Annotated in this window: 28 protein-coding genes; 20 read left to right on the forward strand and 8 right to left on the reverse strand. The window is 70.3% G+C overall.

The annotated features are described in order from the left end of the window. Window positions 1-52 precede the first annotated feature (52 nt). The 6 genes from IWX63_RS13900 (at window position 53) to IWX63_RS13925 (ending at window position 5,669) form a co-directional block, all read left to right on the forward strand. The gene (locus tag IWX63_RS13900) at window positions 53-1,249 is read left to right on the forward strand and encodes a GGDEF domain-containing protein (RefSeq protein WP_199278744.1); all 1,197 of its coding nucleotides are present in this window, start codon (window positions 53-55) and stop codon (window positions 1,247-1,249) included. A gap of 258 nt (window positions 1,250-1,507) precedes the next feature. Further along, entirely contained in the window at window positions 1,508-2,263 is a 756-nt protein-coding gene (locus tag IWX63_RS13905; protein WP_334685880.1) for a GAF and ANTAR domain-containing protein, read from the forward strand. A 168-nt stretch (window positions 2,264-2,431) separates the two neighbouring features. Then, window positions 2,432-3,148, forward strand: a complete 717-nt coding sequence (locus IWX63_RS13910; protein WP_334685881.1) for an EAL domain-containing protein — start codon at window positions 2,432-2,434, stop codon at window positions 3,146-3,148. 95 nt (window positions 3,149-3,243) lie between these two features. Beyond that, complete coding sequence (mgrA, locus tag IWX63_RS13915; RefSeq protein ID WP_199278746.1) at window positions 3,244-4,290, forward strand: L-glyceraldehyde 3-phosphate reductase; 1,047 nt, start codon at window positions 3,244-3,246, stop codon at window positions 4,288-4,290. Beyond that, complete coding sequence (locus tag IWX63_RS13920; RefSeq protein WP_199278747.1) at window positions 4,290-4,799, forward strand: GNAT family N-acetyltransferase; 510 nt, start codon at window positions 4,290-4,292, stop codon at window positions 4,797-4,799. The genes mgrA and IWX63_RS13920 overlap by 1 nt, the downstream gene beginning before the upstream one ends. 69 nt (window positions 4,800-4,868) lie before the next feature. Next, window positions 4,869-5,669 carry an HpcH/HpaI aldolase family protein gene (locus IWX63_RS13925; RefSeq protein WP_199278748.1) on the forward strand — a complete coding sequence of 267 codons (801 nt, stop codon included), beginning with the start codon at window positions 4,869-4,871 and terminating at the stop codon, window positions 5,667-5,669. Here the strand turns inward: IWX63_RS13925 and IWX63_RS13930 are convergent. Both IWX63_RS13930 and IWX63_RS13935 read right to left on the reverse strand, forming a co-directional pair. After that, on the reverse strand, window positions 5,624-6,991 hold the full coding sequence (locus IWX63_RS13930; protein ID WP_199278749.1) for a family 4 glycosyl hydrolase: 1,368 nt from the start codon (window positions 6,989-6,991) through the stop codon (window positions 5,624-5,626). The two genes, IWX63_RS13925 and IWX63_RS13930, sit on opposite strands and share 46 nt — an antisense overlap. After that, window positions 6,988-7,230, reverse strand: coding sequence for a hypothetical protein (locus IWX63_RS13935; RefSeq protein WP_199278750.1), 243 nt, complete (start codon window positions 7,228-7,230; stop codon window positions 6,988-6,990). The genes IWX63_RS13930 and IWX63_RS13935 overlap by 4 nt, the downstream gene beginning before the upstream one ends. 122 nt (window positions 7,231-7,352) lie before the next feature. Here IWX63_RS13935 and IWX63_RS13940 point away from each other — a divergent pair, with 122 nt between their 5' ends. Continuing rightward, entirely contained in the window at window positions 7,353-8,489 is a 1,137-nt protein-coding gene (locus tag IWX63_RS13940; RefSeq protein WP_199278751.1) for a PfkB family carbohydrate kinase, read from the forward strand. Between the two features lie 7 nt (window positions 8,490-8,496). Here the strand turns inward: IWX63_RS13940 and IWX63_RS13945 are convergent, their stop codons facing one another. Together IWX63_RS13945 and IWX63_RS13950 are read right to left on the reverse strand one after the other, a co-directional pair. After that, window positions 8,497-9,555, reverse strand: coding sequence for a phosphatase PAP2 family protein (locus tag IWX63_RS13945; protein WP_199278752.1), 1,059 nt, complete (start codon window positions 9,553-9,555; stop codon window positions 8,497-8,499). A gap of 82 nt (window positions 9,556-9,637) precedes the next feature. Then, window positions 9,638-10,216 carry a GIY-YIG nuclease family protein gene (locus IWX63_RS13950; protein WP_334685882.1) on the reverse strand — a complete coding sequence of 193 codons (579 nt, stop codon included), beginning with the start codon at window positions 10,214-10,216 and terminating at the stop codon, window positions 9,638-9,640. An 89-nt stretch (window positions 10,217-10,305) separates the two neighbouring features. Here IWX63_RS13950 and alr point away from each other — a divergent pair, with 89 nt between their 5' ends. The 6 genes from alr (at window position 10,306) to IWX63_RS13980 (ending at window position 15,000) form a co-directional block, all read left to right on the forward strand. Then, window positions 10,306-11,478 (forward strand): alanine racemase, encoded by a 1,173-nt coding sequence (gene alr, locus IWX63_RS13955; RefSeq protein WP_199278753.1) that lies wholly within the window; start codon window positions 10,306-10,308, stop codon window positions 11,476-11,478. Beyond that, window positions 11,462-12,010 carry a tRNA (adenosine(37)-N6)-threonylcarbamoyltransferase complex ATPase subunit type 1 TsaE gene (tsaE, locus tag IWX63_RS13960; RefSeq protein ID WP_199278754.1) on the forward strand — a complete coding sequence of 183 codons (549 nt, stop codon included), beginning with the start codon at window positions 11,462-11,464 and terminating at the stop codon, window positions 12,008-12,010. The genes alr and tsaE overlap by 17 nt, the downstream gene beginning before the upstream one ends. 9 nt (window positions 12,011-12,019) lie before the next feature. Continuing rightward, complete coding sequence (gene tsaB / locus IWX63_RS13965; RefSeq protein WP_199278755.1) at window positions 12,020-12,700, forward strand: tRNA (adenosine(37)-N6)-threonylcarbamoyltransferase complex dimerization subunit type 1 TsaB; 681 nt, start codon at window positions 12,020-12,022, stop codon at window positions 12,698-12,700. Next, a complete protein-coding gene (gene rimI, locus IWX63_RS13970; RefSeq protein WP_199278756.1) occupies window positions 12,697-13,164 on the forward strand; it encodes a ribosomal protein S18-alanine N-acetyltransferase in 468 nt (155 codons plus the stop codon). Before tsaB ends, rimI begins: the two co-directional genes overlap by 4 nt. After that, complete coding sequence (gene tsaD, locus IWX63_RS13975; RefSeq protein WP_199278757.1) at window positions 13,161-14,246, forward strand: tRNA (adenosine(37)-N6)-threonylcarbamoyltransferase complex transferase subunit TsaD; 1,086 nt, start codon at window positions 13,161-13,163, stop codon at window positions 14,244-14,246. Before rimI ends, tsaD begins: the two co-directional genes overlap by 4 nt. A gap of 133 nt (window positions 14,247-14,379) precedes the next feature. Next, on the forward strand, window positions 14,380-15,000 hold the full coding sequence (locus IWX63_RS13980) for a GNAT family N-acetyltransferase (protein WP_199278758.1): 621 nt from the start codon (window positions 14,380-14,382) through the stop codon (window positions 14,998-15,000). A gap of 80 nt (window positions 15,001-15,080) precedes the next feature. Here IWX63_RS13980 and IWX63_RS13985 read toward each other — a convergent pair whose 3' ends face one another. The 3 genes from IWX63_RS13985 to IWX63_RS13995 all read right to left on the reverse strand — a co-directional run bounded on the left by IWX63_RS13985 (window position 15,081) and on the right by IWX63_RS13995 (window position 16,259). Continuing rightward, the gene (locus IWX63_RS13985) at window positions 15,081-15,470 is read right to left on the reverse strand and encodes a nuclear transport factor 2 family protein (RefSeq protein ID WP_199278759.1); all 390 of its coding nucleotides are present in this window, start codon (window positions 15,468-15,470) and stop codon (window positions 15,081-15,083) included. A 78-nt stretch (window positions 15,471-15,548) separates the two neighbouring features. Further along, a complete protein-coding gene (locus IWX63_RS13990) occupies window positions 15,549-15,848 on the reverse strand; it encodes a hypothetical protein (RefSeq protein ID WP_199278760.1) in 300 nt (99 codons plus the stop codon). Window positions 15,849-15,962: 114 nt separating this feature from the next. Further along, entirely contained in the window at window positions 15,963-16,259 is a 297-nt protein-coding gene (locus IWX63_RS13995) for a hypothetical protein (protein ID WP_199278761.1), read from the reverse strand. 212 nt (window positions 16,260-16,471) lie between these two features. On the opposite strand from IWX63_RS13995, the gene IWX63_RS14000 reads away from it, so the two are divergent. Together IWX63_RS14000 and IWX63_RS14005 are read left to right on the forward strand one after the other, a co-directional pair. After that, a complete protein-coding gene (locus IWX63_RS14000; protein WP_199278762.1) occupies window positions 16,472-16,705 on the forward strand; it encodes a hypothetical protein in 234 nt (77 codons plus the stop codon). Between the two features lie 189 nt (window positions 16,706-16,894). Then, window positions 16,895-17,176, forward strand: coding sequence for a hypothetical protein (locus IWX63_RS14005; protein ID WP_199278763.1), 282 nt, complete (start codon window positions 16,895-16,897; stop codon window positions 17,174-17,176). 64 nt (window positions 17,177-17,240) lie between these two features. Here the strand turns inward: IWX63_RS14005 and ptsP are convergent, their stop codons facing one another. Next, window positions 17,241-18,926 carry a phosphoenolpyruvate--protein phosphotransferase gene (gene ptsP, locus IWX63_RS14010; protein WP_199278764.1) on the reverse strand — a complete coding sequence of 562 codons (1,686 nt, stop codon included), beginning with the start codon at window positions 18,924-18,926 and terminating at the stop codon, window positions 17,241-17,243. Between the two features lie 116 nt (window positions 18,927-19,042). On the opposite strand from ptsP, the gene IWX63_RS14015 reads away from it, so the two are divergent. The 5 genes from IWX63_RS14015 (at window position 19,043) to IWX63_RS14035 (ending at window position 23,963) form a co-directional block, all read left to right on the forward strand. Continuing rightward, window positions 19,043-19,771 carry a TetR/AcrR family transcriptional regulator gene (locus IWX63_RS14015; RefSeq protein ID WP_199278765.1) on the forward strand — a complete coding sequence of 243 codons (729 nt, stop codon included), beginning with the start codon at window positions 19,043-19,045 and terminating at the stop codon, window positions 19,769-19,771. 59 nt (window positions 19,772-19,830) lie between these two features. Beyond that, window positions 19,831-21,816: a PTS mannitol transporter subunit IICBA gene (locus IWX63_RS14020; RefSeq protein ID WP_334685883.1), complete on the forward strand. Its 1,986-nt coding sequence runs from the start codon at window positions 19,831-19,833 to the stop codon at window positions 21,814-21,816. Continuing rightward, the gene (locus IWX63_RS14025) at window positions 21,813-22,970 is read left to right on the forward strand and encodes a mannitol-1-phosphate 5-dehydrogenase (protein WP_199278766.1); all 1,158 of its coding nucleotides are present in this window, start codon (window positions 21,813-21,815) and stop codon (window positions 22,968-22,970) included. The genes IWX63_RS14020 and IWX63_RS14025 overlap by 4 nt, the downstream gene beginning before the upstream one ends. A gap of 90 nt (window positions 22,971-23,060) precedes the next feature. After that, the gene (locus tag IWX63_RS14030; RefSeq protein WP_199278767.1) at window positions 23,061-23,252 is read left to right on the forward strand and encodes a hypothetical protein; all 192 of its coding nucleotides are present in this window, start codon (window positions 23,061-23,063) and stop codon (window positions 23,250-23,252) included. 72 nt (window positions 23,253-23,324) lie between these two features. Continuing rightward, the gene (locus IWX63_RS14035; protein WP_199278768.1) at window positions 23,325-23,963 is read left to right on the forward strand and encodes an isochorismatase family protein; all 639 of its coding nucleotides are present in this window, start codon (window positions 23,325-23,327) and stop codon (window positions 23,961-23,963) included. Window positions 23,964-23,983 lie beyond the last annotated feature (20 nt).

The following is a 23,983-nucleotide window of genomic DNA, read 5'->3' on the forward strand; positions in this document are numbered from 1 at the left end:
AACCCCTGAGCGTCCGGAGACGGGACCGGGAAGAACGAGGCGGCAGAACACCATGACCCTGGACATCACGACACTGCGGGTTGCCTTCGGCGCCGTCGCGATCACCCTCCTGGTGCTGTTCTACACCGTGGCGTTCCGCCAGACCCGCTCTGCCTACAGCGCCTGGTGGTGTGCGGCCATCCTGTTCTTCTGTATCGGATCATCCATCCACCTGCTCGACGGCACGCACCACCAGGTCTGGGCCCACCCGATGGCCAACACGCTGTCGGTCATGGGCACGGTCAGCGTCTGGGCCGGGGCGCGGACCCTGCGGACCGGCAGACCCGGGTGGCTGCAACTCGCTGCGGCACCCCTGCTGACGCTGCTCGCCTCGGTGGTCGACAGCCCGGGGACGAACGAATGGTCCGGCGGAGCGGTGTTCCTCGGCATGATGTCCCTGACGATCGGACTCGCCTCTTGGGAGTTGTGGCGCCTGCCCAGCAGCTACAGCAGGGTGCAGGCACCGCTCGCCGCCGCGTCGGCGGTCGTCGCGGTGCTGTACCTCGCGCGGTGCATCGCGTTCGTCGCGGGGGGCCCGGACGGCTACGTGTTCACCACGTTCTTCGATTCGAGCATCGCGGCGCTCGTCACCCTCGTCCTCCTCGTCATCGTGTCCTTCAGCGCGGCCGCGCTCAGCGCGGAGCAGATCGCCGCCGACCTGCGGACGCGTGCCGACCGGGACGCCCTGACCGGACTGCTCAACCGGGCCGGCTTCCTCGATCTCGCACACCTGCACGTGGACCGCCTGGCGCGCACCGAACGGCCGGGCGCACTCATCCTCGCCGACCTCGACTTCTTCAAGGCGATCAACGACACCCACGGACATGCCGCCGGGGACAGCGTGCTGAAAGCGTTCGCGCAGGCATGTTCCGAGACCGTCCGGGCCACCGACCTCGTGGGACGTTACGGCGGCGAGGAGTTCATCTTCCTGCTGCCCGGCGCCTCGGTCTCCCGGACCGAGGACATCACCCGCGATATCAGCCTGGCGCTGCGCGTGCAGCCCACACCGGGTGGCTTCGTGATGCCGACGGTGAGTTACGGCATCTCCTCGATCGAGGCGTCCGGCTACGACCTCGATGCGGCCATCGCCGCGGCCGACCGCGCCCTGTACACGGCAAAAGCCGGGGGACGGGACAAATCGGTGCAGGCCGTCGGGTCGCCGGACCAGCCGAGGAACGAGCCGGGTATGAACAGGAGTGCAGGGCGGTAGGCCCTGCACTCCTGCCGCCCCCGGTGCCGTTTGCTCGACCCAGGGACTCCTCCCAGTCAAGGGCCGCACCGGCGTGGCCTCAACCGCCGGCCGCGGAACCCTGACCAGTTGACGTGGGCAACGGTGAGTGGCAGTGCGGTGTACAGCGGGGGCCGATCGACGATCCGCCGGCCGGGTGTCGGGCCTCTTCGACGGGGATTACAGTAGGCACAACGCTGCCCGGACTGATCGTGGTCCCATTGCCAGAAGGTGTGAAGGATGAGCGAGGATTCCGGTGTGAACAGGGGGATGCCGTCGACACATCACGGCGGCAACGAACGGGCGCGGGATCTCGCCACGGACCTGGCGGAGCTGGCCCGGTCGCTGCAGCAGGAGCCGGATTCGGACGCGATCCTCGGTGGGTTCGTCCATGCGGCCCTCGAACTGATCCCGGGGGTGGACGAGGCCTCGGTCAGCGTCGTCCTGGGACGGAAGGACGTCGGATCCCGGGCTCCTTCCGGGGGCCTCCCCGAGCGGATCGACGCGCTGCAGATGGAAACCGGGGAGGGGCCTTGCCTGGAAGCGGCGTACGAGCACCGGACCGTCCGCGTGCCGGACATGGCGATCGAGAAGCGGTGGCCGCTCTTCGCCAGGCGCGCCACCGAGGCCGGCGCCCGCGGCATGCTGTCCATCCAGCTGTGGGTGAAGGGCGACAATCTCGGCGCGCTGAACCTCTACTCGTACAGGGCCAATGCGTTCACGGACGAGTCGGAGAACGTGGGCCTGCTGGTCGCGTCCCACGCCGCTGTGGCGTTCGCCGAGGCCGAGAAGGCCCGGCAGCTCCACGCGGCGGTGGATTCCAGGGACGTGATCGGGCAGGCCAAGGGCATCCTCATGGAACGCCACAAGATCACGGGTGAGCAGGCGTTCATCGTGCTCTCCATGGCCAGCCAGCGCACCCACCTGAAACTCTGGGATGTCGCCGACCACCTGATCAGCAGCGGCGAACTCCCGGGGCGGCCGACCGCACGGTAACGGACCTGCCTCCGGTCCGTCAGTGCCCGGCGACGCGTGGGAAGGACATGTCGCGTGGCGGATCTGCGCCGGGCCGTGCGTGTCCTAAGGTGGACGAGACCAGTGAGGGGGACCGGCATGGCATGCAAAGGCTGCGCGACATCGTTACGACCCGACTTTGATTTCAGCATGGCCTTCCAGCCGATCTATGACGCGATCGATGAACGCGTCTGGGGCTATGAGGCGCTGGTCAGGGGCCTGGGGGGCGAGGGTGCCTTCGACGTCCTGTCGAGGATCTCGCCGGAACAGACGTACCGCTTCGACCAGGACTGTCGCATCAAGGCGATCGAGCTGGCGTCGCGCCTCTTTCCTGCGGACGAAGAGTTGAAGCTGTCGATCAACTTCATGCCGAACGCGGTCTACGAACCGGCCGCGTGCCTCCGTGCCACGCTGCTCGCAGCCGGGCGACACAACTTCCCGACGTCGTCGATCATGTTCGAGTTCACGGAGAACGAGGAGGTCGCGGATACCGCCCACCTCACGAACATCATCACCGAATACCGCAAGCATGGGTTCACCACCGCCATCGACGACTTCGGCGCCGGCCACGCGGGGTTGGGGCTCCTGGTCGAGTTCCAGCCGGACCTGATCAAGATCGACATGAAGCTCGTCCGGGGAGTCGACAGCAGCTTCGCCCGCCAGGCTGTCGTCACCGGCATCGTGGGCATCGCCGAGGACCTCGGCATCGCCGTGCTCGCAGAAGGCATCGAGACCGAGGCGGAGTTCCTGTTCCTGAAGGACATCGGCATCCGCCTGTTCCAGGGATACTGGTTCGCGAAGCCGGCCTTCGAGGAACTTCCGCAGGTGCAGATCGGGTCCGACCGTGAGGTCGGCGCAGTCGCCTGACGGGGCTCTGCTGCAGGATCGCCTCATCTTTCGGGGGCAACCGGTGATCCAGCGCTGTCCCGCGCCGTGGTGGAGTCCTCGCCTACGATGAAGGAATGACCTATCACCCTGCTGAGAACCGCTATGAGTCGATGCCGTACCGCCGGGTGGGGGCGAGCGGGCTGCAACTGCCCGCCGTGTCCCTCGGTCTCTGGCACAACTTCGGGGACGACAAGCCGTTCGGGACGCAGCGGGACATCCTGCGGCGGGCCTTCGACCTCGGCGTGACGCATTTCGATCTGGCGAACAACTACGGCCCTCCGTACGGGAGTGCCGAGACGAACTTCGGCCGGCACCTCAAGGACGACTTCCGGCCGTTCCGGGATGAGCTGGTGATCTCCACCAAGGCCGGATACGACATGTGGCCGGGTCCGTACGGCAACTTCGGGTCACGCAAGTACCTGCTGGCGAGCCTGGACCAGTCGCTGGAGCGGATGGGCCTGGACTACGTGGATATCTTCTACAGCCACCGCCCGGATCCGGAGACCCCGCTGGAGGAGACGATGGGGGCCCTGGACACCGTGGTCCGGTCGGGGCGGGCCCTGTACGCCGGGATCTCCTCGTACTCACCCGAGCGCACCCTGGAGGCCGCGGCGATCCTGAAGGACCTGGGGACGCCCCTGCTGATCCACCAGCCCTCGTACTCGATGCTGAACCGGTGGACGGAGAACGGGTCCCCGAACCTCTTCGAGGCCCTCGAGCAGGTCGGGGCCGGATCGATCGCGTTCTCCCCGCTGGCGCAGGGCCTGCTGACCAGCAGGTACCTGGACGGGGTGCCCGAGGACTCCCGGGCCGCCGCGGGGAAGTCGTTGGATCAGGGGCAGCTCAGCAAGGAGAACCTCGACCGGATCCGGGGCCTGAACCGGATCGCCGAGGGTCGCGGGCAGAGCCTGGCGCAGCTGGCGATCGCATGGATCCTGCGGGACCAGTCCAAGGGCACCCCGGTGACCTCGGCATTGATCGGGGCCTCCAGTGTCCGCCAGCTCGAGGACAGCCTGGCCGCGATCGAACGCCTGGACTTCACCGCCGAGGAACTGACCAGTATCGACGAGTTCGCCGTCGAGTCCGACATCAACCTCTGGGCCAACGCCCTCAAGGCCTGATGCTGCGGTTCCGGATGGCCGTCCCGGAGGACTGGCCGGCCATCTGGGACATCCTGCAGCCGGTGGCCAGGGCCGGCGAGACCTACTGCTGGGACACCTCCATGGACGAGGCGGCGGGACGCCTCGAGTGGCTACCCGGCCCGGCCGGCACCGATCCCACGCTCGTCGTCCTCGTGGCCGTGGACACGGCGACCGGTCGCGTCGTGGGCACGGCGCAGCTGCATGCCAACAGGGGCGGCAACGGGGCGCACGTCGCGAACGCCTCCTTCCTGGTCGCGGCCGACGCCGGCGGCCGGGGGGTGGGCCGTGCCCTCGCCGGCCACGTGCTCGAGGAAGCGCGAGCGGCGGGCTACACGGCGATGCAGTTCAACGCCGTCGTTCAGACGAACGAACGCGCCGTCGCACTCTGGGCCTCCCTGGGCTTCACGATCGTCGGCACCGTGCCGGGCGCGTTCCTCCATCCCGCGACCGGACCGACAGGCCTCCACATCATGCACCGTCCCCTGTAGGGGCCGGGGACGGGAACGCCACGATCCCCGAAGGGCGACGCCGGGCAGAGGGCCGGGACACAATGGGGCATGACCAACGAATCAGCCATCCGTGACCCGCGCCTCGGTGCCTGGGCGACGCTCGGCGAGCCCCGCCTGACCACCGAACTCGCGCGGTCGGGCGTGGGGTGGGTGGGCCTCGACGCACAGCACGGGCACTTCGACGACCGGTCGCTCAGGGACGCCCTCGGACGCCGACCCGCGGACTGCGCGCCCATGCTCGTCCGGGTCGCCGCCAACGACGCCGCACTGATCGGCCGGGCACTCGATGCCGGAGCCGACGGCGTCGTCGTTCCGCTCGTCGACAGCGTCGCCGACGCGGCGGCAGCGGTGGCCGCCTGCCACTACCCGCCACAGGGCGCGCGCAGCTGGGGGCCCCTGCAGGGCGGCCGCGCGGTGCACAGCCCGGGTGCCGACCACGCACCCCGCGCCATACCGCTCTGTGCCGTCATGATCGAGACCGCGGCCGCGCTCGAGGCAGTCGAGGCGATCGCCGCGGTCCCGGGCGTGGACATGATCTTCGTCGGTCCGTTCGACCTGTCGCTCGCCCTCGGACTGGACATCGACGACCTGCTGTCCTCGACGGACCATGACGCACCGCTCACGCGGATCGCCCGAGCCTGCACGCAGGCCGGTATCCGGTCCGGAGCCTACGCGGGCTCGTCCGAGCGGGCGGCGCTGCTGGCGGCGGCGGGCTTCGACTGGATCGCCGCCGCGACGGACACGGGCCTGCTGGCCCTCGGCGTCCAGGCCCTGCGCGAGCAGGTGCGGCCGGGCCTGCCGGATCAGTCCGACCAGGACGCCTTCAGTGCCGGGAACGCCTCCTCGTAGCCTGCCAGTACGCGGGTGGCGGCATGGAAGGAATCCACCAGCGGATGCCCTGCGAAGGCGCGCAGGGCGGCATCGCGGTCCCGCTCGACGGCGGCGCGGATCGTGTCCTGCTCGACGGCCTTCACCGCGGCCATGAGCCCCAGCTGGTGGGGTGTCAGCGGGGCCGCCGGCAGCGGGCGTGCGCCGTCGCCGTCCACGACGGCCGGCACCTCGACGACGGCATCCGCGGGCAGTGTCCCGAAGGTCGCGCCGTTGCGGACGTTGAGGATCAGCTCCGCGCGGCGTCCGGTGAGCAGTGCGCGCATCACCTGGAGGGCCACGCGCTCGTAACCGCCTCCGGCCAGGTCCGCCTCGTCGCGCTCTTCCTCCGCCGCCCGGGCTTCGGCCAGGTAGCCGGACTCCCGCTCGCGCCGGGCGGCTTCCCAGACCGCGAGCGGGTCCTCGGACGCGAGGAGCCGGGGGAAGAGGTCCGCCTGCTGGTCCCGGAGCGTCTCGCCGCGCGTCCTGTCGGCCGACCGGATGGAACGCAGGGCTTCACGGTGGAAGTAGTAGTAGAAGAGGTACTCGTTGGGCAGCGCGCCGAGGACCCGGAGGAGATCCGGACCGAACAGGCGTCCCTCCTCGAAGCTTGCAAGGCGCGGGCCGTCGGCGAGCAGCCCCGGGAGGCGGTCGGCGCCGCCGTCGCGCCCGCCGTCGTCGAGTCGGCGCAACCACCCGAGGTGGTTGAGCCCGACGTAGTCGACCCCGGTGAGGGATTCGCGCAGATCCACGCCCGCGGCGCGGGCCGCCCGAGTGACGAGGCCCGACGCCGAGTCGCAGATGCCGATCACCCTGCGGCCCAGGACCGCGGAGAGCGCCTCGGTGACCATGCCGGCGGGGTTGGTGAAGTTGATGAGCCAGGCCTCGGGTGCGAGATCGCGCATCAGCGTTGCCACGCGCATCATGTCGGGGATGGACCGGAGGGCGTAGGAGATGCCGCCGGCACCCACGGTCTCCTGGCCGAGCAGCCCGGAGGCCAGGGCCACGCGTTCGTCGAGGATGCGTCCCTCCGCCCCGCCGCTGCGCACGGCGGCGAACACGAGGTCGGCGCCGGGCAGCGCGTCCTCCGGGCGGGCTGCCACGCGGACCGACGGTGCCGGCAGCGCGCCTGACGGCAGCGCCCCGAGCACCCGGGCGATGGCGTGGGCGCGGTCCGGCAGGCTGTCCACCAGGACGACGTCGGACACGAGTCCGGCGAACGGCGCCTGGGACAGCGCCCGGTACACCAGGGGCACGCGGAACCCCCCGCCGCCCACGATGACGAGCGTGGCGCCGGTGCTCATCGGCCGCCGCGGAACAGCGCCCCACGCAGCGCGTACACCTGCGCGCCCGCGAGGACCAGGGCGATGAGGACGCACACCGGGACCGGCACCGTCGTCGTATAGGCGAGGACGAAACCGAGCGAGACGGCGAAGACCACGGCCGCCACGCCCACCATGATGCGGGCTCCCAGGGGCAGCAGCGGCGCGGCTCCCCGGGGATACCGGGGGGTGGGCGCGTCCTTGTCCCCGTCCGGGGTCATGGCATCCCTGTCATGCCTCCAGCCTACGGAAGAGGCGCGGAACCTCGCCACTTCGGGTGATTCCCGAAGACAGGAACTCCTGCGGACCGCCGGCCCCTCATCGGACCAGTAAGGTGCCGTACATGGCCCAACCGCATCGCTTCGATCCCCTGGCCGCCACGCGGGGCCCGGACGGGCCCGAGTTCGACCTGCTGCTCACCGGCCAGGTGTTCTTCGACATCGTCTTCACGGGGCTGGAGCAGCTTCCGGCGCCCGGTACCGAGGTCTGGACCGACGGCATGGGCTCCGGCCCGGGAGGCATCGCGAACCAGGCGATCGCGGCGAGCCGCCTGGGCCTGCGCACCACGCTCGCCGCGGCGTTCGGCGACGACGGCTACGGACAGTTCAACTGGGACGTGCTGCAGGACCAGGAACACGTGGACCTGTCCCGCTCGCGGGTCTTCGGGCAGTGGCACTCCCCGGTCACCGTCTCCCTCTCCGTGCATCAGGACCGGTCGATGGTGACGCACGGTCACGCCGCGCCGCTGAGCGCCACCGACCTCATCGGGGCGCCGCCGTCGTGCCGCGCCGCGGTGGTCGGCGTGGAGCAGGACATCGAACCGTGGGCGGCGACCGCAGCGGCCCGCGGCACGAAACTCTTCGGTGACGTGGGGTGGGACCCGGACGGGGAGTGGGCGCCCGAGACCCTCGCCTCGCTCGACCACTTCTACTCGTTCATGCCGAACGCCGTCGAGGCCATGGCGTACACGCGCACGGACGATCCGTGGGCCGCACTGTACTCGCTGGCCGACCGCGTGCCCGTCGCCGTCGTCACGGTCGGTCAGCACGGCGCGATCGCCATCGACTCGCTCACGGGCGAGGAGGAGTGGGTGCCCGCGCTCCCCGTGTCCGCCCACGACCCCACGGGGGCCGGCGACTGCTTCAGCGCCGCCTTCGTCATGGCCGACCTCGCAGGATTCCCGCTCGCCGACCGTCTGGGCTTCGCGAATCTGTGTGCCTCGCTGTCCGTGCAGCACGTCGGAGGCTCGCTGGCCGCACCCGGCTGGGGCGACATCGCGGACTGGTGGCACCAGGTCAGTGCGGGGCGCGACCCCGTGCAGAAGCAGTGGCGGCGCCGCTACGCCTTCCTGGAGGACCTCGTGTCCGATGTCCCGGGCCAGGCCTCGCGCAGGGCGACGGCCACGATCGCGCGACACTCCGACGCCTCGCCATCGGTCCGACCCTGCGAGGGTGACAGGGGCGAGTCCGGCACCGGGTGACCGGACCTCAGACGCTCCCCGCCGTCACCAGGAGCGGCGCCGGTGCGGGAGGAACCGCCTCCCCGGATCGTGTCGCGCGTGCCGCGAGCCAGATCGCGAGGCCGCCGATGATCGCACCGGCGGCGACGTCGACGACGTAGTGCCAGCCGAAATAGACGGTGGCGAGGGCGGTCAGCAGCACGTAGGCCCAGAGGGCCGCCGTGACCACCCGCGGCAGGCGGAGCAGATGCGCCATGACTGCGGCCGTGAAGACGACCGAGACGTGCAGGGAGGCGAAGGCCGCGATGCCGTGCACCGAGTGGGTGGCGTGGGGATCGGCCAGAACCCGCACCCGGTTCCGGTAGAGGGACTCCTGGAGAGCGGTGACGGCGGTGTCCGGCAGGTCCGCGAAGTGCTTCGGCTCGATGTAGATCGGTCCCAGGGAGGGCAGGGCGTAGTAGCTCAGCGCCCCGAGGATCCAGTTGAAGGACAGCGCGGTGACGTACCAGGCCCCGTGCGAGAGCTGGCGCGACCAGACGAGCGCCGCGGCCACGGACACCGGCACGAAGATGAGGTAGGACACATAGACGGCGGACAGGACGTGGGCGCTCGCCCCGGTGCCGAGGAGCTGCTGGAGCACGTCACCGGGCTGGTCGCCGCCCGCGAGCCAGCGGTCGCTCGCCTGCAGGAGCGGATCCGTCACGCGGTCGCGGACGAACGGCAGGAAGCTCTTCATGTTGCGGTACGAGACGTACGCCAGGTAGAAGGTCAGCAGGCCCACCGAGGTGGCGACCAGCCGCGGTACCGGCCAGCGCCGCCGGAGTTCGACGGCGGCCGCGCCCAGCACGTTTCCCCGGGCAGGCCGGCTGCGCAGCATGGACGGGATCATGTCGACGAGGATCAGGGCGGCCAGGAGCAGCGGCAGGCGGACGTAGCTCGGGCCGAGGAATCCACCGGGATCGCGCAGCGGCAGCCCGAAAGCCACGGCCACGAGGGCGGTGAGCACGGCGAAGGCAGCCGCCACCGCGAAGGAGATGCGGAAGAGTGTGTAGGGGGCAGGCCCCGTCATCGGGGGTGCGGACTTCATCAAACAGTTCTAATGCATTAAGGTGCCCTTCATTGAATCAGCCGTCCGTTCACCGATTGTTTGCTTTTCGGGGCGGGCCTCGTCAGCCCCGCCGCCCGGCGGCCTCTCCCAGCCACCGGGCGTACCGGGCCCACGGGTCCTCGACCCCCGCAGCGAGGTCGCGGACGTGCTCCTCGAGGTCCTGCGACGCCGCGAACCATTCCGAGCGGCCGAGGCGTGAGGCGGCGAACTCCTGGTGGCGACGGTGCTCGACCAGCCGGTCCCCCTTCTCGAACGCCAGCACCTCGTCATGCCACAGGCGGGCGAGCCGCTGCCGCGGATTCGCCGTCGTCCCGATCTTGATGCGGTCCCCGAAGCGGAGGTAGTACACGATGTCCACGCGCGGCGGCGGCAGGCCGTCGTCGAGAACGTCCCCGACCCGCCACTCGCAGGCAGCGCACACCCAGCCGGAGGGATACCGGACGCCGAGGCGGGAGCCACAGGCGCGGCACGCGCCGGGCAGGACGTCGGTCACGCCGTACTCGGCGTCGACCCACTCGCCGATCAGCGCAGCGTGGGCGCGGCACACCGGGGCAGGAGCACCATCCACGGCTCCGCCGCACGGCCGCCCGTCCTCCCGGCGGACCTCGCAGGTACGGTCGTCCCGCTCCGAATCGAACATGTCTTCGATCTTTCCGGCCGGCATCGCCGGGCGCAAGCCCACCGCCCGTGCGCCATCCCGACGGCGGATACGCAGGCAGAACTGGCAGAATGGGCCGGGTGACTTTCCCCGAACGCGCCGCAGAGATCGATCTCGATGCCCTGCGGCACAACATCCGCCACCTCCGCGACGTGGCGCACCCCGCCCGCGTGATGGCCGTCGTGAAGGCCGACGCCTACGGTCACGGAGCCCTCCCGGTGGCACGCGCCGCACTCGACGCGGGAGCGGCGTGGCTCGGCGTGGCCCACGTCAGCGAGGGCGTCGCGCTGAGGAAGGCGGGCATCGAGGCGCCCATCCTCGCGTGGCTGCACACCTCGGCCACCGACTTCACCGCCGGCGTGGAGCACGGACTGGACCTGGGGATCTCCGGCTGGGAACTGGAACACGTGGTCGCTGCCGCGCGCGAGCTCGAGCGTCCCGCCATCGTGCACCTGAAGATCGACACCGGGCTGGGCCGCAACGGCTGCCCGCCGGAGCAGTGGGAGGCACTGCTCGGCCGCGCCGTCGCCTACCAGGAGGAGGGCCTCATCCGCGTGGTCGGGATCTTCTCCCACCTGGCCGTCGCCGACGAGCCCGCCCGCCCCGAGACCGACCTGCAGGTCCAGGCGTTCCGCGACGCCGTCGCCGCCGCGGAGAACGCCGGGATCGACGTCGAGGTACGGCACCTCGCGAACACCCCGGCCACCTTCTCGCGCCCCGACTGCCATTTCGACCTCGTGCGCGTGGGCCTCGGCATCTACGGGCTCTCGCCCTTCGCCGACCAGGCGTCCGAGGACCTGGGGCTGCGGCCAGTCATGACCTTCAGCACGACGGTGGCGAACTGCAAGGAGGTGCCTGCGGGCCAGGGCGTCTCCTACGGGTACGCGTACCGGACCCGCCGGCCCACCACGCTGGGGCTCATTCCCGTGGGCTACGGCGACGGGGTTCCCCGCATCGCCACCGGTGCCCCGGTCCAGGTGGGCGGGCGCGTGTACCCCGTGGTCGGGCGGATCGCGATGGACCAGCTCGTCATCGACTTCGGTGCCACCGGCCTGGTGGACACCCCGGCGAGCCCGCTGGGTGCGCGTGCCGTCCTGTTCGGCGGCCAGGGCTCGCCGCCCGTGGAGGACTGGGCCGCCGCCGCGCAGACCATCAACTACGAGGTGGTGACCCGCATCAGCGAGCGGGTGGAACGCGTCTACGTCGAAGCACCGGGCGAGGGCGGCGATGGCACCGGCTCCTGAATGGTCGGCGTCCTACGACGTCGGGTCGGCCACCGCACTGCAGGCGCTCGCAGCAGGTCTCGCGCAGCACCTGCGGGCGGGAGACCTGCTGGTCCTCTCGGGTGAACTGGGCGCGGGCAAGACCACGTTCACCCAGGGGCTCGGGCGCGGCCTCACCGTCGAGGACCGCATCATCTCGCCGACCTTCGTGCTCGTGCGCCAGCACCGCTCCCGCGGCGGCCACCCGGGCCTCGTCCACGTGGACGCCTACCGGCTCGAGAGCGCGGCCGCCGTCGACGACCTCGACCTCGAGGCCACCCTCGACGCCAACGTCACGGTCATCGAGTGGGGTGCCGGGCGCGTGGAGCATCTGGCGGACAGCTGGCTCCGCGTGGACATCACCCGGCCGCTCGGCGGCACCGGTCCGGGTGGCTCCGGCGCCGGCTTCGTCACGGACTTCGACGACGACGGCCAGGACGAGGTGCGCACCGTCACGCTCTCGGGCGCCGGTCCGCGGTGGCGTGGAGGGCCGCCGGCGCTGTCCCTCGACTAGGCTTATCGGGTGCTTCTCCTCGCCCTCGACACCTCCGCCGCAGCCACCGTGGCACTCCTGCGCGACGACGTCGTCGTCGGCCGTTTCGCCAGTGCCGACACCCGCTCGCACGCGGAGGTCCTCGCGCCTGCGGTGCGCCGGATCCTGGCCGAGGCCGGGGTGGCCGGGACGGAGCTCGACGCCGTCGTCGCGGGCGTCGGCCCCGGGCCGTTCACCGGACTGCGCGCCGGGCTCGTCACCGCACGGACCCTCGGCTTCGTGTGGGGCGTACCCCTGCACGGGGTCATGAGCCTCGATGCCCTGGCCTTCGACGCCGCCTCCTGCGGTGCGGTGCCGGCCGGCAGCTCATTCCTCGCGGGGACCGATGCGCGCCGGGGCGAGGTGTACTGGGCCGCGTACTGCGCGCCGTCGGAGCCCGGCGCCCTGCCCGAGCTCCTCGACGGTCCGCACGTGGGAACCGCCGCCACGCTCCCCCCGGGACAGCCGCTCGTCGGCCGGGCCGCGGGCCTGTACCCCGACGACGTCGACGGCGTGCCGGCCTTCTCCCACGCGGACCCCGACGCCGCGTCCCTCGCCCGCGTGGCGCGCCTGCGACTGCTCGCCGGCGTACCCCTGCGGGACACCTCGCCGCTCTACCTGCGGGAATCGGACGCGCAGGTGCCCGGGCCGCGGAAGCGGGCGACGGCGTGAGCTTCCTCCTGCGGGACCTCGCCTTCGAGGACATCGAGACGATCGGCCGACTCGAGAACGAACTGTTCCCGACGGACGCCTGGCCGCTCGAGATGTTCTACACGGAGTTCTTCCAGCCGGACACGCGGCGCTATGTCGTGGCCGAGGTGGACGGCGACGCCGTCGGGTACGCGGGCCTCATGGTGATCGACACGACGGCGGACATCCAGACCATCGGCGTGCTCCGGCGCTTCGAGGGGCAGGGCATCGGGCGCGCCCTGCTCACCGAGCTGCTCGGGGAGGCCCGCCGGCGCGGCGCCGACAACGTGATGCTCGAGGTCCGGGCCGACAACCCCCGCGCCCAGGCCCTGTACGTCCGGTTCGGGTTCCGGAAGATCCACACCCGGAAGAGGTACTACCGCGACGGCGTCGACGCCTGGGTGATGCGGCTCGTCCTGGACGAGGACCGAGAAGGGACACCATGACAACCGGCCGCCCCCTGGTCCTCGGCATCGAATCCTCCTGCGACGAGACCGGAATCGGTATCGTCCGCGGCACCGAACTGCTGACCAACACCGTGTCCTCCTCGATGGACGAGCACGTCCGCTTCGGCGGGGTCATCCCGGAGATCGCCTCGCGCGCGCACCTCGAGGCCTTCGTCCCGACCCTCCGGGCGGCGCTCGACGACGCCGGCGTGACACTCGACGAGCTCGACGCGATCGCCGTCACCGCCGGTCCAGGGCTCTCCGGCGCCCTCATGGTGGGCGTCTCCGCAGCGAAGGCGCTCGCCGTCGCGACCGGCAAGCCGCTCTACGCGATCAACCACCTCGTGGCGCACGTCGGCGTCGGCGTGGTGGGCGGCACGTTCAGCGACGGCCTCCCGCCGAACCTGGGCGCGCTGCTCGTCTCGGGGGGACACACGGAGATCCTGCGCGTGGTCGACATCGCCAACGACGTCGAACTGCTCGGGTCCACGATCGACGACGCCGCCGGCGAGGCCTACGACAAGACGGCCCGGATCCTGGGCCTCGGCTATCCCGGCGGTCCGGCTATCGACCGGCTGGCACGGCAGGGTGATCCGAAGGCCATCCGCTTCCCGCGCGGCCTGTCGCAGCCCAAGTACATGGGCAGCGCCGAGGAACCCGGGCCCCACCGCTACGACTGGTCCTTCAGTGGCCTCAAGACGGCCGTCGCACGCTCGGTGGAGCAGTACGAGGCGGCAGGGCTGGACGTACCGGTTGCGGACATCGCCGCGTCCTTCCAGGAGGCCGTGGTGGACATCATCACGTCGAAGGCCGTCCTCGCCTGCCGCGAGCACGGGATCACGAACCTGCTGCTGGGTGGGGGAGTGGCCGCCAACCGGCGGCTCCGCGAGCTGACCGGTGAGAGGTGCGCTGCCGCCGGCATCACCCTGACGGTTCCCGCGCCGTCACTGTGCACGGACAACGGGGGGATGGTGGCTGCGCTCGGAGCGCAGATCGTGATGGGCGGCGGAAGGCCGAGCGGGATCGACTTCGGGACCGATCCGTCCCTCCCCGTCACGAGTATCGTGCTCCCCGCGGCGTAGCGGCGACCGGCCGATCGGAGATGATGAGCCTGCTGATTATTAGATAAACTAGCTTTACATCAACCTAGTCGACGGCTACATTGGAGGAAGGTCAAGAAAGCGGCCTGCTCCTTTCTGACCTGAAGGTCACGCCATGACATTCCCCTCCCACTCTTCGTCCACCTCCGTTCGCGTCGACGACGATGCAGCCCCCGTACATCCCGCCGGCCGCGATGACGCCGCCTACGACACATGGCCCGGAATGGCCACCACCGGCGAACTCGGAACGGTCCAGCAGCCGGCCGAACCGCTGGTCCTGCCCCACGATCTCGCCGGTACCGCGACGCGCCAGCTCCGACGCTGGAGCAACCAGCTGTACAGGGCGCTCGACGCCGACTTTCCTCCCTACGGTGCCCAGGAGGACTACGACCGCCTCGCCGACGAGCTGGAGCGGCGTGCGGCCGACGCGCTTGACGGTTCGGGCGGACAGGAACGCCTGGGCGCCTTCCGTGACAACCCGATGAACCACCGCTTCGAGCTCTTTCAGGACGGCATACTCGCGGGCTACGTCTCCTACTCCCTGCGCGCGGGCAGGCTACGGCTCGACCGCACCGTCGTCGCAGCGGCCTTCGAGGGAGTCGGCCTGGAGGGTGTCCTCATCCGGAAGGTCCTGCTCGATGCCCACAAGCGGCGCCTGGCCGCCCTGCCGTACTGCGACCAGGTGCAGGCCTTCCTGGCGGACAATCCCCCGTACCGCAGCCTCGTAGCGAGCTAGGTCGGAACCCTTCGCGCCACCTGGACGGCCGGCCATGTTGCGGCCGCCGTTCGTTCCGCGCGCACGTCCCGTGCCGGGGCTCAGGAGAAGAGATCTCCGACGCTGGTGTATTTCCTGCGCCAGTCGGGGCCTTCCTCGCCGCCGTACAGGGTCCAGTACTCCCGCCCCGAGGTGATCACGCCGTCGGACACCGTCCAGATCGATACGACGCGGAAGATCCCGACGTCCTCCTGCGGCACCTGCACCTCGGACACCACGACCTCGCCGGCGTCGTACACCTCGAGCACATCGATGCTCCAGCCGTTCGGGCGCTGGGAGTTCACCGCCACCACGTTGTCCCTGCCGCGGATGATCTCGCGCGTGACGGGCCAGAACACCATCACGTCCTCGGCGAGCGTCCAACCGACTGCGACCCAGTCCCTGCTCCACACCGACGACCAGTACCGCCGGACAATCTCGGTAGATTCCATAGGCCGATGCTACCGGCGGATGCCCGATCATCCCGTCGGCGGCGTGGCTCGTCGCCGGCCACCCGGGCAGGGCGGGTCTCAGCCTCGCGTGTCCGCGCGGCCGGGGATCGACCGCCGCGTGCACTGGTCCGGACGCACCCACGCACTACGGGCGAGGGAGAATTCGACCCACTGCGCGAGGACGGCTGAACCGGTCCAGGCCATCGCGAAACCGCGGACGGTCTGCCGTGACCCGTTCGGATACTCGAGGTCCACCCACAGCGCCGGGGCGGGGGAGACGGACTCCGTGATGCCGTGGGTCGGCTGCTCCACCTGGAGCGGAGGGACGAACTGGTGGGTCGTCGGCGGGAGTCCGTGCCACCCGGCGGCCTCAGCCATGCACGCCTGCCCGAGGGGCGGCGTACGGTGCGGGATGGTCCATGGCACCACTCTACGAGGATGCCTTCCGGGGTGGGCAGGGGCTGCCCCTGGACGGCGGCCGGCCGGCCGGCGTCAGGACGGGTGCGTCGGCGGAGGCTTCAGGGTCCGACGACGGCAGCGCGCGGCGTCCACCCAGGCCTCGCGCGCCCGCGAGTACTCGATCCATTGCGCCCGGACGGTGGTTCCCGTCCACGCCATCGCGAATCCCTTCATGGTGCGCCGGGTCCCGTCGGGGTAGTCCAGCTCCACCCACAGTGCGGGGGAGCGGAGCGGCTCGGTGATGCTGCCGGTTGGTACCTCGAGCTGGAGCGGGGCGATGTACCGGTCAGCACTGGGTGGGATGCCATGCCACCCCGGTCTCTCTCTCATGCTACGACGGTACGCCGCGGGGCCGACACTGTGGGGTGGAGATCGGCAGCAGAAACACGTCATCGACGGTCCGACGTCCCATTCCGCGCCGTGACGCAAATGGCTAGGATGGGCGCGACAATGGCCCCATCACCGCACCTGCGCGCAGCACATGCGCGGCGTGGAACGCCGGCGTCACGCCGCCCGACCACGATGCGAGGTATCCATCCGCCATGACGAAGGACCATCTGCTCAAGATCCGTGTCGCCGCCGCCGATAAGGAGGACGTCCAGTTCGAGCTCGACCGCGCCGAGCTGGTCCTGCAGGAAGCGGTGTCCGAGGCGATCAGCCACGGGGAAGACATCAAGACCGTGGCCGAGGTCGCGGAGCTCCCCGAGGGCGATGTCGCCAGGCTCGCCGCCCTCGATGCCCGCGACTCCGGCCCCGGATCAGCCCTGCCCTCCTGAGGGACGCGCCCGCACGCAGCGCCCGGCGCCGTGTCACGGGCGCGAGGTGCCGCCCGGGAGAAAGTGCTGTCCCGGGAGGTCAGGTCCGGGATAGAACTAGGTACGCGGTCAGTGACGCGGGCATCTCCCGGGCGGCTTCGTCGAGCGGGGTGCAGACCAGTTCCATCGAGGGAAGAGGGCTCGATCGCCATGTCAGAAGAAGACGTCCAGAGGCTCGCCGACACCGCGGCCCACAGGGAAGAGGTGGCCTTCGAACTCGAACACGCCGAACTGCATCTCACGGAGGCCGTCGTCGTCGCCCTCGAGCACGGCACGCCGGCCGAAGCGATCGCCGAGATCGCGGATCTTGAGCCCGAGGAAGTGCTGGACCTCGTCAGCGCACCCGAGGAACCGGCCCTGGGTGCGGTCCGGGACCCCGATCCGGAGGCTCCGCCGGCCCCTCCCGCCCCGACGCCGCCGGACCCCGAGTGACCCCGGTGGGAACCCCCACCGGGGTTCCCACCCTTGGGGCCCTTGGGGCGAGCCGGCCGCGCGCCTACAGGCCGAGGGACTCGAGCACGGGCAGTTCCGCGCGGACCCGGGCCTTGGCTTCGGCGGCGGTCGGTGCGGCGACCGCGATCCCGGCGATGCGCCGAGTCTCGGCCAGTGTCACGCTGTTCAGCACGGCGCCGACCCCGGCGAGGGCCCGCGGAGTCATCGACAGCGTCGAGATGCCGAGTCCCACCAGGACCACGGCGAGCGCGGGATCCGCCGCGGCCTCACCGCAGACCCCGACGGGCTTCGCGTTCCCTTCGGCGGCCGAGCCCTCCACGGTCAGCTTCACCATGCGGAGGACGGCGGGCTGCCAGGAGTTGTTGAGGGCGGCGAGGGACCCGAGCTGCCGGTCCGCGGCCATCGTGTACTGCGTGAGGTCGTTGGTCCCGAGGCTGGCGAAGGACACCTCGCCGAGGATCGACTCGGCCATGACGGCCGCCGAGGGGACCTCGACCATGACCCCGGGCGTCTGCAGGCCGGCATTGCTGCACAGCTTCGCGAAGTCCGCCGCCTCCTCCGCCGTCGAGATCATGGGTGCCATGACCCAGACATCCGCGCTCGCCTGGGCGGCGGCATCCGCGATGGCTTCGAGTTGCCGTTCCAGGACGCCCGGCGACGTCAGGTCGGTGCGGTAGCCGCGGACGCCGAGGGCGGGATTGGGTTCGGAGGTGTCCGTCAGGAAGGGCAGTGGCTTGTCGGCGCCGGCGTCCAGCGTGCGGACCACGACCTTCTTGCCGGGGAATGCGTCGAAGACCCCCTTGTACGCCTCGATCTGCTCCTCCGCCGTCGGCTCCGTGTCGCGTCCGAGGAAGCAGAACTCCGTCCGGAGCAGGCCCACGCCCTGCGCTTTCGCCGCGGCGGCCTTGGCGGCGTCGATCGCCCCGCCGACGTTCGCCAGCAACGGCACCTCGTGCCCGTCCGCGGTGACCCCGACGCCGTCGAACACGGTCAGTGCAGCCGCGGCGGCCGCGTAGGCCTCGGCCGCCGCTTCCTCCTCGGCTCCCGGCTCGAGGGTCAGGGTGCCCGCGGCGCCGTCCACGAAGGCGAGGGTGCCCTCGACGATGTCGTCCACCCCGCGCGCGGCCACGACGGCGGGCAGCCCGAGGGCGCGCGCGATGATCGCGGTATGGGACTGGGGGCCGCCGCCGGAGGTGACGAGGGCGAGGACCACCGCGGGGTCCAGAGTGGCGGTGTCCGCCGGAGCCAGGTCCTCGGCGACGAGGATGAAGGGCGTGTCCGACGACGGGATGCCCGGCGCGGGGAGGCCGCGCAGTTCCGCGACGATCCGTGAGCGCACGTCGAGCACGTCGGCCGTGCGTTCGGCCATGTAGCCGCCGAGATTGTGCAGCATCTCGGCCACGGAGGCGCCCGCTTCCCAGACCGCCCGGGCCGGCGATGTGCCGGTGGTGATGAGCTTCGTCGCGGACTTCAGCAGCAGGGGATCCGTCGCCATCAGCGAGGTGGCCTGCAGCACGGCCTTGGCGTCGCCCTTGGCGATGCCGGCCCTGCGCTTGAGTTCCTCCTGCACGGTCTTCGACGCGGCCTTGAGGGCGGCGATGGCCTGCTCGGGAGCGTCGGGGGTGTCGTGGCGCTCGCCGGCGGGCGGTTCTCCGACCGACGGCGGCATGTGCCGGACCGGGCCGATCACGCGTCCGGGGCTGACCCCTACACCTGCGAAATTCTCCATTGAACGTCCTCGTTTCCTTGCGGGTGAATTTCGGTCTAGCACCATTGTGTCGCGTACGGCAACCTCGAGTGTGACCCACTTCATATAACGTCGCTATAGCTGTTACGCTAGCAGGCATGAAAAAAGGAGGCGAACCAGCGCCTAAGATCAGGCTTCTCCGGGCCGCCGCGGCATTGCTCGCGGAGTCCAACGGCGAGCCTGTGTCCACCCGCCAGATCACCGAGGCTGCCCGGGTGACCGCTCCGACGCTGTACCACCACTTCGGTGACAAGGAGGGACTCTTCGACGCCGTCGTCGCCGAGGGTTTCTCCGAGTACCTGGAGGCCGAGAGGAGCATCCCGACGTCGGGCCAGCCGATCGAGGACCTCCGCATGCACTGGGACAACCATGTGCGCTTCGGCCTCGACCACCCGCACCTCTACCTGGTGATGTTCGGGAACATCCGCCCCGAGCGGCGGCCCACCATGGTCGCCAGCGCGGAGGCGTTCCTCGAGGAGGTATTGGCACGGGCGGCCGCCGCGGCCCGCCTGGTCGTCACGCCGCACGAAGCCGCGCGCAGCATGCTGGCCGCCAACATCGGCGTCACCCTCATGCTGATCGCGGAGCCCGCAGCCAAGCGCAACCTCGAACTCTCCGCGATGACGCGCGAGGCCGTCATCTCGGCGGTGGCCACGGATTCCGAGTCGGACCCCGTGACCGACACCGAGGGGACGCCGTCCGTGGTGGTGGCGGCGATCGCCCTCAATGCAGCACTGCAGGTCTCGCATCCCGATCAGCTCTCCAGTTCGGAGCTGAAGCTCTTCCTCGAATGGCTCCAGAGAATATCCAGCCGATCCGGAAGCTGACGCTTCCCGACGACGCCATCCCCTCCGCAGCGTTGCGGGGCCAACGGTTAGGAATGAATGTGGCAACACGACTAGAAGCGAAATCGGGCACGAGTGCCCGGGTCCGCGTGCAGAAGTTCGGGACGTTCCTGTCCGGGATGATCATGCCCAACATCGGCGCCTTCATCGCCTGGGGCATCGTCACGGCACTCTTCATCGAGAAGGGCTGGCTGCCCGTACCGCAGCTCGGCGGCTACGGCGAGACCGACGGCGTCGCGAACGTCGGCCTCGTGGGGCCGATGATCACCTACCTGCTGCCCCTCCTGATCGCCTACACCGGCGGCCGGATGGTGTACGACGTCCGCGGCGGCGTGGTCGGCTCGATCGCGACGATGGGCGTGATCGTCGGCGCCGGCATCCCGATGTTCATCGGTGCCATGATCATGGGCCCGCTCGGCGCCTGGACCATGAAGAGGATCGACGCGATCTGGGAGGGCCGGATCAAACCGGGCTTCGAGATGCTCGTCAACAACTTCTCGGCCGGCATCTGGGGTGCAATCCTTGCGCTGATCGGTTTCTACGGCGTCTCGCCGCTGGTCCTCGCCTTCAGCACGGGGGCGGGCAACGTGGTCCAGTGGCTGGTCGACAACGGGCTGCTGCCGCTGACGAGCATCTTCATCGAGCCGGCGAAGGTCCTGTTCCTCAACAACGCCATCAACCACGGCGTGCTGACGCCGCTCGGCGTCCAGCAGTCGCTGGAGCAGGGGAAGTCCATCCTGTTCCTGCTCGAGGCCAACCCCGGTCCGGGCCTCGGCATCCTGCTCGCGTACTCGTTCTTCGGTCGCGGCATCGCCAAGGCCTCCGCCCCCGGCGCCGCCATCATCCAGTTCTTCGGCGGCATCCACGAGATCTATTTCCCCTACGTCCTGATGCGCCCGCTGCTGATCCTCGCCGCGATCGCCGGCGGCATGACCGGCATCGCGACGCTGAGCATCACGAACGCGGGACTGGTGGCCCCGGCGGCCCCCGGGTCGATCATCGCGGTGCTCGCGCAGACGGCGCGGGACAGCTACTTCGGTGTCACCCTGTCGGTCGTGCTGGCCACGGCGGTGTCCTTCCTCGTCGCATCGGTCATCCTCAAGACCGGCAAGGACCAGGAGGAAGACCTCGCCGCAGCCGCCGCCAGGATGGAGAGCTTCAAGGGCAAGAAGAGCTCCGTGGCCGGGAGCTTCCGGTCGGATTCGGCCACCGACGGCCCCATCCGCAGCATCGTGTTCGCCTGCGACGCGGGCATGGGCTCCTCGGCGATGGGTGCCTCGGTGCTCCGCAACAAGATCCGGGCTGCCGGGTTCCCGGACGTGAAGGTCACCAACCTCGCCATCTCCAGCCTGAAGGACGACTACGACGTCGTCGTCACGCACCAGGATCTCGCAGCCCGCGCCGAGCCCCTGACGCAGAGCGCCACGCACGTCGCCGTCGACAACTTCATGAACAGCCCCCGCTACGACGAGATCGTCGACCTCATCCGCGCCGGTGCGGCGGCCGAAGGCGGCGTCGACCCGAAGGATCCGGCTCCCGCCGCGGTCGCCTCCGCCGCAGTCACAACCGACGACGGCGACATGACCGACGCCGATGATGTCCTGGCGGAGGAGAGCATCGTGCTGAACGGCACCGCCACCACGCAGCAGGCCGCCATCGACGAGGCCGGCCGCCTGCTGGTCGCCCGCGGGGCCGTCGACTCCACCTACGTCGAGGCGATGCACGAGCGTGAACGGTCGGTCCCCACCTACATGGGGAACTTCCTCGCCATCCCGCACGGCACCAACGCGGCGAAGGACCTGATCAAGCGCTCGGCCGTGTCGATCGTGCGCTACCCCGAGGGCATCGACTGGAACGGCAAGCAGGTGAAGTTCGTGGTCGGCGTCGCAGGCGTCAACAACGAGCACCTGTCCATCCTGTCCGCGATCGCCCGCGTCTTCTCGGACAAGGCCCAGGTCGCCAGGCTCGACGAGGCGGCGTCCGTGGACGAGGTCCTCGCCCTCTTCGGAAAGGTCAACGCTTCGTGAAGGCAGTACATTTCGGTGCCGGCAACATCGGCCGCGGCTTCGTGGGGCTCCTGCTCCACGAGGCCGGGTACGAGGTGGTCTTCGCCGACGTCGCGGACGCCCTGATCGACCAACTGGCTTCGACGCCGAGCTACGACGTCCATGAGGTCGGCGAGGAGCCGACGGTGAGGACGGTGGACAACTACCGTGCGCTGAACTCGCGCTCGCAGGAGGAGGACGTCGTCGCGGAGATCGCGACGGCCGACATCGTCACCACGGCGGTGGGGCCGAACGTCCTGCGTTTCCTGGCGCCGGTCATCGCCCGGGCGATCGCCCGCCGCAGTGAAGACCTGGCACCGCTGCAGGTCATGGCGTGCGAGAACGCCATCAACGCCACGGACATCCTCCGCAGTGAGGTCGAGCAGGCCTACGACGGCGCGGTATCGGAGCTGGCGAGGCGGGCGGTCTTCGCCAACACCGCCGTGGACCGCATCGTCCCGAACCAGGCCGCCGGGCAGGGCCTCGACGTCACGGTCGAGACCTTCTTCGAGTGGGTCATCGACCGCACCCCGTTCCAGGGCCGTGCGCCGGAGATCCCCGGGGCCACGTACGTGGACGACCTCGAGCCGTACATCGAGCGGAAACTGTTCACCGTCAACACGGGCCATGCGGCGGCGGCCTACTTCGGGTACGCGGCCGGTGCGGAGAAGATCGCCGACGCCATGGCGGACGACGCCGTCGCGGGCAGGGTGCGGGCCGTGCTGGACGAGACGAAGCAGTTGCTGGTGGCGAAGCACGGGTTCGACCCGGCGGAGCAGGAGGCCTACGTGCAGAAGATCCTGCGGCGCTTCACGAACCAGCACCTCCCCGACACGGTGGTGCGCGTCGGGAGGGCGCCGCTGCGGAAGCTGAGCCGCAAGGAGCGATTCGTGGGACCGGCGGCCGAGCTGGCCGAGGGGGGCACGCATCCCGTCGCGCTGCTCGGGGCGATGCGGGCCGCGCTGTCCTTCTCGGCGCCCGACGATCCCGAGGTCGCCGCCTTGGCCGAGATCCTGGCGTCCCAGGACCCTGACACGGCGGCGACGTCGATCACCGGACTCGAGGCCGAGCACCCCCTGTTCGGAGCGGTGCGCGACCTGATCGCCGAGCACGCCGCAGGGTCCCGCGCGGGGTAGGAGCGCAACGACCGCAGGATCGGAAGGGAGCAGCCTGGGCTGCTCCCTTCCTCGTTCCCCGACGCCCCCGGGCGTTCCGAGGTGCCGGTAGTGCTGGAGGATGCAAGCGCAGAAATCATCTACGGCACCACGCCCCGGCCGCCGACCTGGCTCATCGCAGGCGCCACCAGACTCTCCGGCGCCGTCCTGGGGCCGTCGACCATCAGTAGACTCGGACCAGCAGACGAACCCCTGACACTCGCCACCCACGTGACACCCCGGCAGCCCGGGTCTGACACCTGACGACGACCGCCGATCACCACCACCCGCGATCGTCACCCTCCCTCCGTCGTTCTCCAAGGAGCATCTCCCACCATGAGCACACCCCGTCGCGCCCTCGTCCTCGTCGATATCCAGCAGCAGTACTTCAGCGGGCTGCTGGAGATCCAGTACCCACCGCACGAGCAGTCCTTGCCACGGATCACGGCAGCCATCGATGCGGCCACCGCCGCCGGCATCCCGATCGTGGTCGTCCAGCACCGTGCAGGCGAAGGAGCCCCTGTCTTCGCCCCGGGCACGCCGGAATTCGAACTCCACCCCGAGGTCGAGGGCCGCCGCTCCGAGACCTGGAAGAGCATCGTGAAGCAGTACGGGTCCGTCTACGCGGACACCGACCTGGCACAGTGGCTGCGCCACGAAGGCGTCGACACCGTCACCCTCACGGGGTACATGACCAACAACTGCATCCTGGGCTCCGCCGTCGAAGCAGAAGCCATCGGCTTCACCACGGAAGTCCTCTCCGATGCCACCGGTGCGATCAACATCGCGAACGACGCGGGTTTTGCCGACGCCAGGACCGTACACACGACCCTGCTCGCCCTGCTGAATTCCAACTGGGCGTCCGTCAGCACCACAGACGCATGGATCGCGGCCCTGGCCGCGCATCAGCCGCTTCCCGGAGGCGACCTGGGCACCTCTGCCGCTGCAGGAGCAGCACGCGCCAACCAACCCTGACCCCGGCCCTCCACCGGGGT

This window comes from Arthrobacter sp. CAN_A2 (assembly GCF_015752045.1).
In the GTDB taxonomy this organism is placed as follows: Bacteria; Actinomycetota; Actinomycetes; order Actinomycetales; family Micrococcaceae; genus Arthrobacter_D.

Coding starts and splice junctions, on each gene's coding strand:
- IWX63_RS14015 (WP_199278765.1), top strand. CDS start 19,043: ATGAAAAAAGGAGGCGAACCAGCGCCTAAGATCAGGCTTCTCCGGGCC.
- mgrA (WP_199278746.1), top strand. CDS start 3,244: ATGACCTATCACCCTGCTGAGAACCGCTATGAGTCGATGCCGTACCGC.
- IWX63_RS14035 (WP_199278768.1), top strand. CDS start 23,325: ATGAGCACACCCCGTCGCGCCCTCGTCCTCGTCGATATCCAGCAGCAG.
- IWX63_RS13990 (WP_199278760.1), bottom strand. CDS start 15,848: ATGGCTGAGGCCGCCGGGTGGCACGGACTCCCGCCGACGACCCACCAG.
- IWX63_RS13910 (WP_334685881.1), top strand. CDS start 2,432: ATGGCCTTCCAGCCGATCTATGACGCGATCGATGAACGCGTCTGGGGC.
- IWX63_RS13985 (WP_199278759.1), bottom strand. CDS start 15,470: ATGGAATCTACCGAGATTGTCCGGCGGTACTGGTCGTCGGTGTGGAGC.
- tsaE (WP_199278754.1), top strand. CDS start 11,462: ATGGCACCGGCTCCTGAATGGTCGGCGTCCTACGACGTCGGGTCGGCC.
- IWX63_RS13995 (WP_199278761.1), bottom strand. CDS start 16,259: ATGAGAGAGAGACCGGGGTGGCATGGCATCCCACCCAGTGCTGACCGG.
- IWX63_RS13980 (WP_199278758.1), top strand. CDS start 14,380: ATGACATTCCCCTCCCACTCTTCGTCCACCTCCGTTCGCGTCGACGAC.
- tsaD (WP_199278757.1), top strand. CDS start 13,161: ATGACAACCGGCCGCCCCCTGGTCCTCGGCATCGAATCCTCCTGCGAC.
- IWX63_RS13935 (WP_199278750.1), bottom strand. CDS start 7,230: ATGACCCCGGACGGGGACAAGGACGCGCCCACCCCCCGGTATCCCCGG.
- ptsP (WP_199278764.1), bottom strand. CDS start 18,926: ATGGAGAATTTCGCAGGTGTAGGGGTCAGCCCCGGACGCGTGATCGGC.
- IWX63_RS13940 (WP_199278751.1), top strand. CDS start 7,353: ATGGCCCAACCGCATCGCTTCGATCCCCTGGCCGCCACGCGGGGCCCG.
- IWX63_RS14005 (WP_199278763.1), top strand. CDS start 16,895: ATGTCAGAAGAAGACGTCCAGAGGCTCGCCGACACCGCGGCCCACAGG.
- IWX63_RS13905 (WP_334685880.1), top strand. CDS start 1,508: ATGAGCGAGGATTCCGGTGTGAACAGGGGGATGCCGTCGACACATCAC.
- IWX63_RS13930 (WP_199278749.1), bottom strand. CDS start 6,991: ATGAGCACCGGCGCCACGCTCGTCATCGTGGGCGGCGGGGGGTTCCGC.
- IWX63_RS13945 (WP_199278752.1), bottom strand. CDS start 9,555: ATGAAGTCCGCACCCCCGATGACGGGGCCTGCCCCCTACACACTCTTC.
- IWX63_RS14000 (WP_199278762.1), top strand. CDS start 16,472: ATGACGAAGGACCATCTGCTCAAGATCCGTGTCGCCGCCGCCGATAAG.
- IWX63_RS13900 (WP_199278744.1), top strand. CDS start 53: ATGACCCTGGACATCACGACACTGCGGGTTGCCTTCGGCGCCGTCGCG.
- IWX63_RS13920 (WP_199278747.1), top strand. CDS start 4,290: ATGCTGCGGTTCCGGATGGCCGTCCCGGAGGACTGGCCGGCCATCTGG.
- IWX63_RS13950 (WP_334685882.1), bottom strand. CDS start 10,216: ATGTTCGATTCGGAGCGGGACGACCGTACCTGCGAGGTCCGCCGGGAG.
- IWX63_RS13925 (WP_199278748.1), top strand. CDS start 4,869: ATGACCAACGAATCAGCCATCCGTGACCCGCGCCTCGGTGCCTGGGCG.
- alr (WP_199278753.1), top strand. CDS start 10,306: ATGGGCCGGGTGACTTTCCCCGAACGCGCCGCAGAGATCGATCTCGAT.